The following is a 14,694-nucleotide window of genomic DNA, read 5'->3' on the forward strand; positions in this document are numbered from 1 at the left end:
ATGTCTATTTTTTTAAAAGTGTTTTGAATTCTTACTCGGAGAGTTTACGATACTGTTTTAACCCTGTACGCATGCTTCAGTGGGGTCGGTATGGCGCGGGTAGCAGTGTTCGTCGATGTCGACTGGACCTTGACGGACAGGGAGAGGAGGATTAGTAGCAGGGTTGTCGAGGCGTTGGAGAGGCTTCAGCGCGAGGGGTACTTCGTTGTTCTCGCGAGCGCGACGGCTTACCCTATAGTCTACGGGCTTTCGAGGTACCTCCCGACGTCCGGGGTCGCCGTCGGGGAGAACGGCGGGGTTGTGGGAGACGGGAGGAGGCTGGAGATCCTCGGCAGGATAGACAAGGAGCTGGTCTTGAGGGTTGCGAGGGAGCGCTTGTCCTGTTGCCTCGAGGATAGCTGGCAGAACCTCTTCAGGTTCGTAGACGTGACCTTCGCGTTGAGGAAAGGCGTGGACCCGGGCTACGCTGTCGGCGAGGCTAGGCACGTATTCGGGGCTATGGGGCTGGAGGTTAAGTACAGCGGCGTCGCGCTCCACGTCCACCCGCCCGGCGTGAACAAGGGCGTGGGGTTGAGGAAAGCCCTCGAAATGCTCGGGGGAGGCTTCGACTACGTAGTGGCGGTGGGGGACAGCGAGGTAGACGTGGACATGTTCAGGGTTGCTGACTTCTCGGCGTGCCCGGCCCACGCCCCCGAAGAGGTGAAGAAAGAGGCTTCCTACGTGGCAAAGGCGCCTTACAGCGACGGCTTCCTGGAGATAGTGGACGTCGTGCTTAGGGGTGCGGGTAAGCCCGCTAAGGAGTAGCGTAGAGGTGGCACGCGACTAGGTGGCCCTTCCCGGCCTCCGCTAGCGCCGGCTCCTCTGCTCTACACTTCTCGGTCGCGAAGGGGCACCTCGGGTGTAGCCTGCAGCCGGCGGGCGGGTTGAGGGGGCTCGGTATCTCTCCCTTCAGGGTCACCCTCCTCCTGGCCGCGCCGCCGGGCGTCAGCGATGGGACGGCGGAGAGCAACGCCTTGGTGTAGGGGTGTAGCGGGTTGCTGAATACCTCTTGAACGGGTCCCGCCTCGACGAGCTTTCCCAGGTACATGACCGCGACGCTGTCCGCTATCGCCCAGGCCGACGAGAGGTCGTGCGTTATGTAGAGTATGGAGAGGGATCTCTCGTCGCGGAGGCTTTTGAGGAGGGCGAGTATCTGGGCCCTAGCCGAGACGTCCACGTTGGATATGGGCTCGTCGGCGAGGAGGAGCCTGGGGTTCAGTACGAGCGCCCTGGCTATCGCTACTCTCTGCCTCTGCCCCCCGCTCAGCTGGTGAGGGTACCGCGAGTAGAAGTCCTCGGGCGGTACAAGCCCGACCCTCTCCAGCGCCTTCAGGGCGGCCTCCCTCCTCTCGTCCTCGGAGCCCACCTTGTTCACGTCCAGCGGGTACTTCACCTGCTCTCCTACCTTCATCCTCGGGTTGAGGCTCACGCTGGGGTCCTGGAAGACCATCTGCACGCTCCTCCTGTAGCTCCTCAGCTCCCTCCCGTCCAGCCTCGAGATGTCCCTACCGTCGAAGAGTATCCTGCCGGAGGTGGGCTTCACGAGCCCTACCACCGCCCGTGCAACCGTCGTCTTCCCGGACCCGCTCTCGCCGACCAGCGCCATTATCTCCCCGCTCCGCAGGGAGAAGGAGACGCCGTCCACCGCTCTGAGGAGCCTCTGCCTCCCTCTGAGTATCTCGCCGAGAGTCCTCCTCACTGGGAAGTAGACCCTGAGGTCCTCTACCACCAGTAGTTCACGCGTAGTGGCATGCGACAATCCTACCACCCCTATCCCTTGGAACCGGTTCCTCTGCTCTACACTTCTCGGTCGCGAAGGGGCACCTCGGGTGGAACCTGCAGCCCCTCGGGGGGTTCCTCATGTCGGGAGGGTCCCCGGGTATCGGCTTAACCTCCCTCGATCCGCCTATGCTCGGCACAGCCGCCAGCAAAGCCTTTGTGTACGGGTGGAGGGGGTCCCCCACGACCTCGCCCGTGCTTCCCAGCTCGACGAGCTTCCCGGCGTACATGACCGCCACCCTGTCGGCAAGCTCGGCGACTAGCCCCATGTTGTGCGTTATGAAGAGTATGGACGTGTCGTACTCCTTCTTGACCTCCCTCAGTAGGTCCATTATCTGGGCCTCCACGAGGGCGTCCAGCGCGGTCGTTATCTCGTCCGCTACTACCAGCTTGGGGTTCAGCGCCAGTGCGAGCCCTATCGCTACTCTCTGCCTCTGCCCCCCGCTCAGCTGGTGGGGGTAGTCGGAGAGCCTCTCCCTCGGGACGCCCATCCTCTCGAGGATGTCCCCCGCCCTGCGCAGGGCCTCCTCCCTGGAGTACCCGTAGCCGTGCTCCTCGAATAGCTCCACGAAGTGGTCCCCTATCCGCATCACGGGGTTAAGGGAGGAGTAGGGGTCCTGGAACACTATCGAGATCTCCCTCCCCCTTATCCTCCTGAGCTCCTCCTCCCCCAGCTTCAGGAGGTCGGCGCCGTTGTAGAGCACTTGCCCCCTCTCGACCCTGGCGTACCTGGGCAGTAGCCTCAGGATCGCTAGCCCCAGCGTGCTCTTCCCGGACCCGCTCTCGCCGACCACGCCCAGCACCTCCCCCGGGTTCACGGAGAGCGTTACCCCGCCGAGCGCCTCGACCTCGCCCTGCCTCGTAGCGTACTTCACGACGAGGTCCCTGACTTCGAGGAGGCTCATGCCTGCCACCTCTTCGGGTTAAGCATCTCGTTTAGCCCCTCGCCGAGGAGGAGGAAGCCGAGCACCGTGACGACTATCGCGAGGCCCGGGAACACGCCTATCCACCAGTAGCCCGCCAGGAAGAACTGCCTGCCCTTGTTGAGGTCGAAGCCCCAGTCCGGCGTGGGAGGCTCTATGCCCAGCCCGAGGAACGAGAGCCCAGCCTCCGTTATGATCGCGTCCGCGAAGGTTATGGGGAGCAGGGAGGCTATGGCTGGGAAGGTGTTCGGCATTATCTGCCTCAAGGCCACGTCGAGGGGGCCCGCCCCGGCGACCCTCGCCGCCTCTACGAAGGGGGCCGACTTGAGGGAGAGAACCTGCCCCCTCACCATGCGGAAGTACGACGGGATGTAGGCTACCGCTATCGCCATCGACATGTTCACAACCCCCGTCCCGAGGAGGGCCGCCAGCGCGATGGCGACTATAAGGCCGGGTAGCGAGTAGAGGCTGTCCATGACGAGCGAGAGGGCCCGGTCCAGCAACCCGCCCACGTAGCCGGAGAGGAGGCCCAGGAGCACGCCGACGAGCGCGGAGACCGCCGTGCTGAGGAAGGCGACCGCCAGCACGAACCTCGCGCCCGCGAGGAGCCTGCTGAAGACGTCCCTGCCCAGCTGATCCGTCCCCATGAGGAAGACCACCGTCCTGGAGCCAAGCCTGACCTCCGAGAGGGGCGGGAGGAGCGGGGGAACCTCGTAGACCTTCCCGTCTACGACGAGGTAGCTCTCGGTCGCGTTGCCCGGGGCGAGGGCCTCCCCTAGGACCGCGAGGAGAGCCACGAGCGACGTGAGAACTGCCCCCGCGAGGATGCACCACTCCCCGAAGGTTTTCGGGCGCCTCACTCGTACCTCACCCTGGGGTCTACGTAGGCGTACAGTACGTCCACGACTAGGCTCGTCAGGGTGACGAGGACGGCGTATATGGTGACCGCTCCCTGCACGATCGCGTAGTCCCGCTTGAGTATCCCCTCGTACACCAGGAGCCCCACCCCCTCCCAGTTGAACGTCGTCTCGGTGAGGACGGCGCCCCCGAGGAGGGCGGCTACCTGTAGCCCCGTCATCGTCAGTATCGGGATGAGGGCGTTCCTCAGGCCGTACCTCTTGACGACCGTCCACTCCCTGATCCCCCTGCCCCTCGCCGCCTGGGTGTAGTCCTGGGACATAGCGTCTTCGACCGAGAGGTACGTTACGCGCGAGAAGACCCCCGAGAGGTACACCCCGAGGGTGAGGGCTGGCAGGCTTATGTGCGCCAGGTAGTCCAGGAGTATGTCCAGCCTGCCGGCCGCTAAGGAGTCGATGAACACGAAGCCCGTCCTCACCGGTAGGCTGTCGACAGCGACCATGTTGACCGGGCTCAGGCGCCCCGTCGTCGGGAAGCCGAGGGGCTTCGCGAGGTAGGCCTGGAGGAGTAGGCCGAGGTAGAACACCGGGACCGAGTAGACCACCGAGGAGTAGAACCTCGCGAAGTACTGTACCCCGGTGTACTGGTACCTCGCCGAGAGGAGGCCCAGGGCGATGCCCAGAGCCGCGGCGATCAGCGTGGCCGCCACCGTTAGCTCTATGGTCGCCGGCAACCGCGAGGCTACGAGGTAGGCCACCGGTATCCTCTCAAGGGCCGTTTCGCCGAGGTCGCGCTTGACGAAGAGGGAGTAGAGGTAGTCGAAGTACTGCACGTACAGCGGCTTGTCGAGACCCAGCTCGGCCCTGCGTCTGGCGAGCACCTCCTCCGGGATGTTCTTCCCCTCCAGCATCGTTATCGGGTCTCCGGGGAGGACCCTCATGAGTATGAAAACGAAGGAGAGAAGGACGAAGAGCATCACGGGGGTCAACAATACCCTGTAAAGAACATATTCTTTTAGGCCCATCCCGGCGGCACCTAGGGCTAGCCCTGCACTTCGGCGTATATGAGGTAGTACCTGAATATCTGGGAGTAGTCCAGCACTATCCCCTTCACGTTCTTCTGTGCGACAGCGAACTGACCCTCCTGCCAGAGCGGGATTATCGGCGCATCGTCGGCGACTATGTCCTGTATCTGCGCGAGGGTCTTAATCCTCTCCTCCGTCGGCTGCAAGACCTGCTTGTCTATCAGCTCGTCCACGACGGGGTTCTTGTAGTTCACGTGAAGCCAGCCGTTAGCCCCGGAGTGGTAGAAAGGCCTCACGTAGTTGTCCGAGTCGAGGAAGTCCGGGAACCACCCGAGCAGCCAGACGGCTATCTTCTCCTGCTTGAAGAGAGACCTGTACGTAGCCCAGTCGGCGCTCTTCAGCTCTACCTTTATCATCCCGCTGGCCTCGAGGTTCTGCTTTATTATGGCGGCTATGTCCGGCTCGGCAGGCGTGTACCTCACCGGCGTGAACCAGAGCTCCATTTTGAGCGGGTTGGACTCGCTGAAGCCCGCCTGCCTTAACAGCTGCCTCGCCGCCTCGACGTTAGGCTTGTCGCCGTACCTCTCCTTGAAGCTGTCCTTGTGGCCTATGAAGCCTATGGGGACCATGCTGTAGAGCGGCTGGGCGAATGTCCCCATGAACACGGTGTTCACTATCTGGTTCCTGTCTATCAGGTAGGCTATGGCCTGCCTCACCCTCTTGTCGTTGAAGGGCTCCTTCTTCACGTTGAAGACGAGGTACCTTATGGGGGCTATGCCCGGCCCGCTTACGACCTGGAGCTGGCCCTTGGCGATTATGTCCTTAACGTCCGCAGGCGAGAGCGTCCTGAACGCGACGTCCACCTCCCCGTTCTCCACGGCCAGCCTGAGGGACTGGGCGTCCTTGTAGAAGCGGATTATAATCCTCTCGGTTTTAGGCTTCTCGCCGTAGTAGTTCGGGTTCGCTACGAGCTCGATGTACTCGCCGGGCTTCCAGCTCGCGAGCTTGTACGGCCCTATCATGTCCACGGTGTTGGGAGGCTTGACCACCTCCATCGGCGTGGTTTTCGGGTTCACGGGGAAGGCTACCCACGTAGCTAGCAGCGACTTCACGTAGGTCTCCTCGAAGGGTTGTTTCAGGTACACGCGTATAGTGTCGTCGGACACCGCCTCTGCCTTCTCTATGAGGTCGGCTATCAGGAAAGCTGGGTCCTGGTTCAGCTTTATCGTCCTCTCCCAGGACCAGACCACGGCTTGCGCGGTGAGGGGGGTTCCGTCCTGGAACTTCGCGTCCCTCCTGATCTTTATCTCCCAGACCTTCCTGTCCGGGCTGATCGTATAGCTCACGGCGAGCTTGTTCACTATCTTGGCTGTGCCGGGCTCGTAGCCGAAGAGACCTTCACCCATGTTCTGGATTATGTTTACGCCGAGGTAGTCGTAGGCCTCGCACGGGTCGAGCGTTGTCTGCACGGAGTCCGTGGTACCTATCACTATCACGTTCTTGTACTTCGGAGGCTTGGGCGCCAGCGCGACGTAGGCGGCGACGACCGCTACCAGAGCGACGACCGCTACCGCTACAGCCTTTTTACCTAGTTTGGGTACCGGCATGTTGGAATGTCGAGGGTTCTGGCGCCTATTTAACGGTAGCCCCAATTTTTACGTAAAAATTTCAATAGACAAAAAGCCTGCACCCCTCACCAGCCGCCGCGCCGTTGAAACTTTTCCCGAAAACAGGCCGGAGAAAAGCGCGTCAGCTCGTCGCGAGCTAGTCATCTATCCTTCTACTGGGACGGCGTCATCATCCTAGCTAGAAAGCTGCCAGGGGTATATACGCGTTGTGTGTCAGGAAGCCTTGCTCTGCGCGAGGTGCGGTTTCAGGAGGGTGTACAGCAGGGCTGTCTGGACGGCGTACACAGCGGAGGTGAGGTAGATCGGGAGGTCTATCTGCACGTCCATGAGGTAGCCGCCGATGGCTGAGCCGATGCTACCCGGGAGCTGGAACGCCAGCGTGAGTAGCATGCTTAGCCTCGCCCTCTCCCCCTCTTCGACGAGACTCATCTGGAGGGCTGAGAGCAGGGGGTTGGCGGCGTTCATCAGCATGCTACGCGCCGTGAAGAAGGCGGCGGCGTAGACGAAGCTGGGCGAGAGGGCCGTTGCCGCGAGTAGGGGCACGCTGGCCAGCTGGAAAGCTACGACTGCGCCGAGGGTGCCGAGCCTCCTCGAAGCGAGGGGGGCGAGGAGGGTCGCGGCGGCGAGCAGGGCGTTCTCCGCTACTCCTCGGATGCCCAGCTCGAAGGCTTCGACGCCGAACTTCTTCGAGAAGTAGTAGCCCGAGTTCCAGACGCCGATCCCGGCGCCGAGGCCCGTCAGGGCGGCGAGCAGGGCGAGTTCCAGGGATACCTTCGAGAACGATAGTCTTAACCCATTCCTGGGCCCGGGCCTGTACTCTTCCCGCACCCCGAGGAGGGGGACTAGCCCGGCTAGGAGCCCGAGGTATGCGTAGAGGATCATGGACCTGTACGCGGAGACTCTGTCCGCGGCGCCGAGCGACGGGTAAGCCGCGGCTACGAGCATCCCCGCTGACGACGACACGAGCGAGAGAACCTGGAGGGCGGTGAAAGCTTTCTCCATTACTTCACGCCTACCGGCCGAGTCGGCGACGAGGGGGTTGAGGGAGACGACGGCCATGGAGTTCGCGAGGCCGTTGAGCAGGTAGGCGGCGAATACTGCCGCCTTGTTCGCGGAGTACAACGCGAGGCCTGCGGGAAGAGCGAGAGCGAAGGCGGCGATAGCCAGGGGCTTTCTCCCCTTGAGGTCCGCCACGTAGGAGAATGGTACCATGCCGGCGATCATCGCTAGGTTCATCACGGCCAGTAGTAGCCCTGCCTCCGCGCCCGTAAAGCCTAGGTGAAGGAGGTAGGGGGGCATGACTACCGCTAGTAGCCCGTTAGCCAGCGAGAAGATCACATACAACGCGGCGAGGAGCTTTAGGTTGGTGTTAAGCTCGCTCAACATGTAAATCGTTTTTTAGCTATAATTTCTGCTTTATATACTTTTCCCCGGGGGAAAGCCACCCTTCATTACCAGTAGTAATTGCTAGAAAAGCTTTTTATGAATAGCTACCGCCGGGTAGGCTATGTCTAAGCTACGGCGCGAGCTGGGGTTACTGGAGCTTGTAGGTATCAGCGTGGGCGGGATAATAGGCTCGGGTATATTTATGATGCCTTCCCTAACCCTCTCGACGGCAGGTCTCAGCGCGTTGCTCGCCTGGATCCTCGCCGGGGTAGCGATGACCGTCGTCGCCCTGGTTTTCGCCGAGCTAGGGTCAGCCTTCGGGGATACAGGTGGGCCCTACGTCTACGCGCGGGCCGCTTTCGGGCGGACCGTGGGCTTCCTGGTGGGCTGGGGCTACTACGTCTCCTGCGTTCTAACCGTCTCAGCCGTTACCGCGGCGTTTGTAAGCTACCTTGGCTTCTTCGTGCCGGGGCTCGTTGAGGGTCAGCGGTTAACGCCCGTAGGAGTTCTGGCGGGGCTAGCCTTCCTCTGGTTCCTCACTTTGCTGAACTACGTCGGCGTGAAGTACGGGGGGCTCTACGCCTCCGCGACGACTCTGCTCAAGGTGTTCGCACTGGCTATCTTCGCGGCGGCGGGCCTCGCCTACCCGGAGCCCTCGCGGTTCAACGTGCTGGAGGGGCTGGACGCCGTCTCGCTTGGGCTCGCCGTCTCCCTGGCTGTCTGGCCGTACATGGGCTTTGAGAGCGTAACGATACCGGTCGAGGAGGTGAAGAAGCCTCAGAGAGACGTACCACTCTCGATAATCCTCTCGATGGGTATCGTCACGGCGGTCTACGTGTTGATAGTGCTGTCGTTCCTGAGCCTCCTGGACTGGAAGTCGCTGGGGCTCGCGCAGGGGGACTGGGGGTCCCTGGCGAACCTCTCCTCGCCTTTATCCGACGTCGCGAGGTCGAGGGGGCTACTCGCGGTGGCAGTAGCGGTGATGCTGGGCGCGGTCTTCTCGACGGGCGGCGCCAGCGGGGTGTGGCTTCTCGACAGCGGGCGCTTCCCCTACGCCTTCTCGCAGGCGGGGGACCTTCCCAAGGTCCTCGGGAAGGTTCACGACCGCTACGGTACCCCGCACGTAGGGCTCCTGCTCTCGTCTATCGTGGCGAGCGCCGTGCTCGTACTCCTGCCGCTCTTCCCGGCGATCGCGCTTCTCGGCGTGATGACCTCGATAGTCCCGTACGCCGTGTCGTCCCTCGGGCTCGCCGTGCTACGCGGAAGGGGCGACTACAGGCCAGCCTTCAGGAACCCCTTCGGGAAGCTCGTTGCCTACGTCTCCTTCGTTTTCTCGACACTCGTGGCGTACTGGTCCTGCTGGCCGTGGACCCTCGTAGGAGCCCTGCTGACACTCGCCGTCGTCCCCGTCTTTGCGCGCGTAGCCGGGGTGGGGCTTAGGAGGGAGGACCTCTGGTACTTCGCCTACCTCTCGGGCTTGAGCGTCGTCTCCCTCCTCGGGGACCCGTACTTCGAGTACTACAACTTCCTCCCGGTGCACCCCCTGGGAGTCTTCAAGACCCCGGTGGACATAGCCGTCCTGGTGGTCTTCGCGTCGGCGTTCTTCTTCTACGTGGCGAGGACCCGGCGGTAGAAGGGGCTCTTTACTCGGCGAGGACCGGGAGGGCTCGGCCCGTTTTTCCTCCTTTCAGCCTCGTGAAGGAGAAGAGGGCCGCCGAGAGGTTTACCAGCGCGAGGACCCTGAACGTGTAGGCTATCGCGTCGACAAGGAGCGCCCTGCTGGTAGCGGTGTCCGAGGTCATTAGCTCTGCTCCTACGAGTAGCTGGGTTACCGTCTCGTAGGGGATCCTCGTGGAGATAAGTATTACCGCTATGTTCAGGCTTATAGTCATCCCGACGTTGAAGACTATGGCTCTAATAGCCGAGGCGACCCCCCTCCTCTCCGGGGGCACAGAGCTCATTATCGCGCTCGTGTTCGGCGACAGGAAGAGCCCGTTCCCAGCCCCGAGCAGTGCCGAGTATGCCGCTACGAGCGCCGGGCTTGTGCTCACCGTTAAGCCTCCGAGTAGAAGCTGTGCGAGGCTACCCACGAGTAGCCCCAGTATGGCGAACTTGACGTAGCCGTACCTGTCGGAGAGCCTTCCGCTCAGCAACCCGAACGCGAGGAACGAGAGCTCGAAGGGGAGGAGGCTTATCCCCGTCTCGAAAGCGCTTTTCCGCAGGGCGACCTCGTAGTAGAGCGTTAAGAGCAGCATGACCGCGCCGAACGCAACGGCGTTCAGGAACTGGGCTATGTTTCCCCCCGTGAAGCCCCAGATCCTGAACAGGGATAAGTCGAGTATCGGGTGGTCGCTCCTCGCCTCTACGGCGATGAAGAGGAGGAAGCAGGCTGCGGATACCAGTAGGAGTAGGCGGGCGAAGCTCCTATAGGAGAGACCGTAGGCGTAGAACGTTAAGGCTAGCAGGAGGCCTAGGAGCGAGACCGTGAAAAGGCAGAAGCCGACCCAGTCTATCAGGGGTTTTTCGCGCGGCGTGTAGGTCTCCCTGAGCCTCTTCCTGGAGAGTATTGCCCCGGCTATGCCCACGGGGACGTTGACGTAGAAGATGCCCCTCCAACCTAGAAGGCCTATTATCAGCCCGCTAGCGGTTAAGCCCAGGATTGACCCGAGGCGGAAGGCTAGAGAGTTTATGCTCAACGCAAAGGCAAGGGGTCCGCCGACGGCGACGTCCGTGATTATAGTCGCGCTTAGAGTTGTGAGAACACCCGCGCCGAGGCCCTGCAGGAAGCGCGAGGCGGCCAGTTGTAGGGGGGTCGCGGCGGCTCCGGAGAGGATTGACCCCAGGGTGAACAGCAGGAAGCCGTATGCGTAGAGCTTCACCCTCCCGTAGAGGTCGGCGAGCTTCCCCGCGAGTAGAAGCATGAGCGTGCTTCCAAGCATGTATGCTTGCGTGAACCAGAGCGCTTCCTCGATGTCCGCTTTGAGGGCTGAGGCTATCACGTCTAGCCCGACGACTACTATGCGCGCGTCGAGGCCTGCCATGAACGCTCCGAGCGTTGTTATCGAAAGAGCCGTTAGTAGATACTTTTTGTGAGCGGTATCCACGCCTCCTCCTCTTTCCCTCCGAGCTTAAAAAGATTTATCAGTATTTAGGCGTAATCCCCCGGCAGGCGCGGTGGTACCCTTGAGCGTAGCGCTCGCGGATACTCTCTTCAAGAGCCTGTTCGTAGCCGTACAGCTGTACGCCGTCTTGAACCCCGTCAGCGTTATACCGACATTTGTGAACCTGACGGAGGGCCTGGACTCCCGGGAAAAGGTGCACGCGGTTAGGAAAGCCTCGATGATAGTGTTCTCCCTCATGGTCGTCTTTAGCCTTATCGGCGACCCCCTCCTGAGGCTTCTCAACGTTAGCATTGCCTCTCTACGCCTGGGCGGCGGGGTGCTATTGATGGTCATAGCCGTGGACATGCTCTCCGGGATGAGCAGGACGAAGGGGCTTGAAAGCGGCGACGAGGCTCTCGTAGTCCCCATAGCGACCCCCCTACTCGTCGGGCCTGGAACCATAACCACGCTCATAGTCCTAAGCGCGTCCGAAGGCCTACCGGTAACCCTCCTCGGAGCACTGCTCGCAACCCTGCTCGTCTACGCCACGCTGGCGTTCGGGGAAAGCCTCCTGGAGCTCCTAGGGAGAAACTTCGTGAGAAGCCTGGGCAGGTTCATGGCGATAATCATCGCCGGGATAAGCGCCGAGATGATACACAGAGCCCTCCTCGAGTGGGGTATAGCGACGAGGTAGCCGTGTCCCACGGCTCGAAACGAGGCGTGCCCGCACGCCCGGGTGAGCACAGGAGCCCAGGCGCGGCCAGGGGAGTAGGAGAGAGCGCGAGCAGTAGCGGTAGGGATCCAGCAGACTACGCTACGTTCGTACGCAAGCTTGTCCTCAGCTTCGATTCACGCGAAAAGCTTATTAAGGGGGAGGCGCACTTGCTGGTGCTAGGTGGGTTTGAAGGCATGAGTTGACTACAGGCTTCTAGTAGCGGCGAAAGCGGAGCTTCCGCTGTAGTTGTCCGCCCCGCGAGGCTTAGGGACGTCGACGCGATATTCAGGATACACCTGAGCTCGCTGGAGGGGCTTGACGAGGAGGACTACCAGTGGTTCAAAGCTATGCTCTCCGTCCGGTCGTCGAGGAGGATAGTTCTCGTGGCGGAGCGGGGATCCGAGGTTCTCGGGTTCGTCATAGCCTACAAGCACAGAGAGCGCGCCTACGTCGACAGCCTCGCGGTAGACCCCGCGTACAGGGACCTCGGAATAGGAGGAAGGCTACTCTCGGGCCTCGAAGAACTACTCGCGAAGAGAGGAGTCGAAAGGATTGCTTTAAGCGTTAAAGACAGCAACCTCAGGGCTCTCGACTTCTACCTAAGGCGCGGCTACGGGGTGGTCGGGCTCATACTCTTCATGTACGCGCGAACCGGCTCCCTGCCGGCCGAGGCGCCGCCAGGCTACGAGCTGAGGCTACGGGACGCGCCGCTCAGGGGGAGGCTGAAGAGGTACAAGCCTACCACCATGTGGAGTACCTTGACGGAGCCCGTGGACAGGATGATATACAAGAAGTACGGGGCGGGCGAAAAGACCCTTACGGCGTACAAGTCGGGGAGAGTGAGGGGGGTCGCGGAGTTCTCCGCGGACGACGAGGTATTCGCCGACTACGTAGCGCTGTCGTCTTACAGCTCCGTGGAGGCCCTCAGGGCTCTGCTCAAGGGGTTCCGGGACTTCGGGCTCGAGGCAGGCATAGACACGCTAGTGATACCCGTGGACTCGTCCAAGCAGGTCGTCGTGGAGGAGCTCTCGAGGAGCGGTTTCAGAACGCTGAAGACCGAGTACCTCCTAGAGAAGGAGCTCGCCGAGTAAAAGGTGCCGGCTAGCTTTTCTTCTTCTCTTTTCTCTCCTCCCGCTTTACGAGCCACATCGAGAGGAAGTACAGCGCGACGAAGGGTGCGCCGAGAACCAGGTCGCTGAAAAACGTGGGGTCAGGAGTCACCATAACCAGGAAAGCGAAGACAGCGAACACTACGTAGCGCCAGTTGCCGCGGAGAGTCTCGTAAGTCACCACGCCTATCTTGTGCAAGGCTAGTACTACGAGGGGGAACATGAAGAAGACTCCCGTGGCGAGCGTTCCGAGCATTATGTTCTGGTAGAACTCCTGAATGGAGAAGAAGAGGCTTGCCCCTCCAAGCGTTGCCAGCCACACGGCGACCGAGAATACTATAGGCATCACTACGAAGTACCCATAGAGGAGCCCGGCGACGAACAGGCTCAGCGCGAAGACAGTGTACCTCTTCACGACTCTCTTCTCATGGGAGTAGAGCCCCGGCTCCACGAACCTGTACACCTCGTACGCTATCAGCGGGCTCAGGACGCCCGCCGCTATTACAACCGATAGGAGTAGCGCCGCGGTCAGGGAGTCGAACCAGCCGTGGGATATCAGCACGACCCTGGACCCGTTAACCCCGAAGAGCCTCGCGAAAGGCCCGCTGAAGGGGTTGTCGTTGAAGTCCAGCATGTAGTGGTTCGTCGCGTTCATCAACGCGAACACTAGGGGGTAGTAGGACCTAGGCAGCATCCAGGGGGCCGGCAGGAATATCAGGAGTATTAGGAAGGCTATGAACTCTATCAGTATCCTCCTCAAGGTCTCCAGGAAGTCGTAGACGTGGTCGAGCAGGGGCTTCTCCGGTAGCTCCTCCGACACTGCCAGCACCTCGTGTGACGCGCGTGGCGCGCTATTAAACATAACTAGGGTAAAGCATTTATCGCTGTGCCTAATTCTCTCGCGGGATGAGGAGTTCGGCTACCTGCCGATCGATGAGGCTTCCCGGCCTTACCGACCCCCTCTCCTAAGCCACTCCTCGACTTCCTCCCTACTCTTCTGGAGCAACACCCTTACGGCCTCGTCGTAGAGCTTCTCGAGGAGCTCGAGGTCAGCCTTGGAGTACCCCTGGGCCTTCAGCGTGACTGTCCTCGTAGCCTCCAGGTACCTGACCGCCTCCTCTAGTCCTATGTTTCCGAGCACGTAGTGGCTCAGGACGTCCTCGAGGAGCCTCACCGCCTTCATAGGGTCCAGGTAGAGCTTCCTTCCCTTCAGCGGGCCGGGGTACGGGTTGAAGCGTAGCCTCACCTCTGCGAGGGACCCGGAGGGGTTTTCGAGCACGGGGACAGGGGCGCGCGGGGCTACGGGCTGTGCGCGGGGCTTCCCGAGGTACCCGCCTATGCGCCCGACGGCCTTCTCCGCCAGGTGATCCGCCTCGCCCTCCTCGTATGCGCGCCACGAGGGGTTGTGGACGGGGCTTTCCGGGTTCGTCCACGAGGGCTCGAAGTCGTCCAGTTGCTCGGGCTTCAGCGCTACGCACGCAACGTCCAGGGCCCTGTGGAGGCTTAGGGGCGCCGTGAAGACCCTCTGGGGGTCCATGAGGTTCTCGACCTTTATCTTCGACCCGTGCTTCGCGTTGACCTCGCGGATCTTCTCCTTGACCTCCTCCAAGACTAGCTGGGCCAGGGACCACGTGGCGTCGAGCACGCCGTGCTTCTCGATAACCTCGCTGGTCACCGCGTACTCGTGCAGGTGTACGTGCATTCCGCGCCCGCTCCACTTCAGCCACACGCTCTTGACTACCCCCTCCCTCTCCAGGTAGTCTACGATCGCGCGCGCCGCCTCGATCGTCGCCCTCCAGTGCTCCGGGAGCGAGTCTATGTCCCACGTCACGGTCCTCCTCAGCACGTTCCCGGAGTAGTTCAGGGCGTCCTCCCTCGTCTCCAGCTTCGCGTAGACATTAGCCGTGCCGTAAACGGCCCTGGGCCCGAGGCGCCCGAGCCTCCTGAGGAGGGCCGCGAGCTCTGCGGGGCTCGAAGCCTTGAGGGGGGATCCCCCGGCGTACCTGACGAGGAGCTGTCTGCCGTCCTTCATCTTCCTGGAGCAGTGCACCGCTACCCAGCGCCCCTTCAGGAAGTCCGACATCTCGCCGAGGACGCTGGGCCTCAGCAGGTATTCGAGGGGGTCCAGCATA

13 protein-coding genes are annotated in these 14,694 nt (G+C 61.7%); 4 read left to right on the plus strand and 9 right to left on the minus strand.

The window, feature by feature from the left end; genetic code table 11:
• The first annotated feature begins 90 nt into the window (after positions 1–90).
• On the plus strand, positions 91–804 hold the full coding sequence (locus tag TPEN_RS08340) for a phosphoglycolate phosphatase (protein WP_011753293.1): 714 nt from the start codon (positions 91–93) through the stop codon (positions 802–804).
• Here the strand turns inward: TPEN_RS08340 and TPEN_RS08345 are convergent.
• The 6 genes from TPEN_RS08345 to TPEN_RS08370 form a co-directional block, all read right to left on the minus strand.
• The gene (locus TPEN_RS08345) at positions 794–1,798 is read right to left on the minus strand and encodes an ABC transporter ATP-binding protein (RefSeq protein ID WP_011753294.1); all 1,005 of its coding nucleotides are present in this window, start codon (positions 1,796–1,798) and stop codon (positions 794–796) included. The genes TPEN_RS08340 and TPEN_RS08345 overlap by 11 nt on opposite strands.
• Positions 1,776–2,723, minus strand: a complete 948-nt coding sequence (locus tag TPEN_RS08350) for an ABC transporter ATP-binding protein (protein WP_011753295.1) — start codon at positions 2,721–2,723, stop codon at positions 1,776–1,778. The genes TPEN_RS08345 and TPEN_RS08350 overlap by 23 nt, the downstream gene beginning before the upstream one ends.
• On the minus strand, positions 2,720–3,601 hold the full coding sequence (locus TPEN_RS08355) for an ABC transporter permease (protein ID WP_011753296.1): 882 nt from the start codon (positions 3,599–3,601) through the stop codon (positions 2,720–2,722). The genes TPEN_RS08350 and TPEN_RS08355 overlap by 4 nt, the downstream gene beginning before the upstream one ends.
• On the minus strand, positions 3,598–4,623 hold the full coding sequence (locus TPEN_RS08360) for an ABC transporter permease (protein ID WP_011753297.1): 1,026 nt from the start codon (positions 4,621–4,623) through the stop codon (positions 3,598–3,600). The genes TPEN_RS08355 and TPEN_RS08360 overlap by 4 nt, the downstream gene beginning before the upstream one ends.
• Positions 4,624–4,640: 17 nt before the next feature.
• Positions 4,641–6,230 carry an ABC transporter substrate-binding protein gene (locus tag TPEN_RS08365; protein ID WP_011753298.1) on the minus strand — a complete coding sequence of 530 codons (1,590 nt, stop codon included), beginning with the start codon at positions 6,228–6,230 and terminating at the stop codon, positions 4,641–4,643.
• Positions 6,231–6,464: 234 nt separating this feature from the next.
• Positions 6,465–7,637, minus strand: a complete 1,173-nt coding sequence (locus tag TPEN_RS08370) for an MFS transporter (protein WP_011753299.1) — start codon at positions 7,635–7,637, stop codon at positions 6,465–6,467.
• A gap of 121 nt (positions 7,638–7,758) precedes the next feature.
• On the opposite strand from TPEN_RS08370, the gene TPEN_RS08375 reads away from it, so the two are divergent.
• Entirely contained in the window at positions 7,759–9,270 is a 1,512-nt protein-coding gene (locus tag TPEN_RS08375) for an APC family permease (RefSeq protein ID WP_011753300.1), read from the plus strand.
• Positions 9,271–9,280: 10 nt separating this feature from the next.
• Here the strand turns inward: TPEN_RS08375 and TPEN_RS08380 are convergent, their stop codons facing one another.
• Complete coding sequence (locus TPEN_RS08380; RefSeq protein ID WP_011753301.1) at positions 9,281–10,741, minus strand: MFS transporter; 1,461 nt, start codon at positions 10,739–10,741, stop codon at positions 9,281–9,283.
• Between the two features lie 70 nt (positions 10,742–10,811).
• Here TPEN_RS08380 and TPEN_RS08385 point away from each other — a divergent pair, with 70 nt between their 5' ends.
• Entirely contained in the window at positions 10,812–11,432 is a 621-nt protein-coding gene (locus TPEN_RS08385) for a MarC family protein (RefSeq protein WP_052885318.1), read from the plus strand.
• 326 nt (positions 11,433–11,758) lie between these two features.
• The gene (locus TPEN_RS08395; RefSeq protein WP_281054514.1) at positions 11,759–12,544 is read left to right on the plus strand and encodes a GNAT family N-acetyltransferase; all 786 of its coding nucleotides are present in this window, start codon (positions 11,759–11,761) and stop codon (positions 12,542–12,544) included.
• Positions 12,545–12,554: 10 nt separating this feature from the next.
• Here the strand turns inward: TPEN_RS08395 and tatC are convergent, their stop codons facing one another.
• Together tatC and TPEN_RS08405 are read right to left on the minus strand one after the other, a co-directional pair.
• Positions 12,555–13,391, minus strand: coding sequence for a twin-arginine translocase subunit TatC (gene tatC, locus TPEN_RS08400; protein ID WP_052885319.1), 837 nt, complete (start codon positions 13,389–13,391; stop codon positions 12,555–12,557).
• A gap of 120 nt (positions 13,392–13,511) precedes the next feature.
• A complete protein-coding gene (locus TPEN_RS08405) occupies positions 13,512–14,693 on the minus strand; it encodes a hypothetical protein (protein WP_011753306.1) in 1,182 nt (393 codons plus the stop codon).
• Position 14,694 lies beyond the last annotated feature (1 nt).

The organism is Thermofilum pendens Hrk 5, assembly GCF_000015225.1.
GTDB lineage: Archaea > Thermoproteota > Thermoprotei > Thermofilales > Thermofilaceae > Thermofilum > Thermofilum pendens.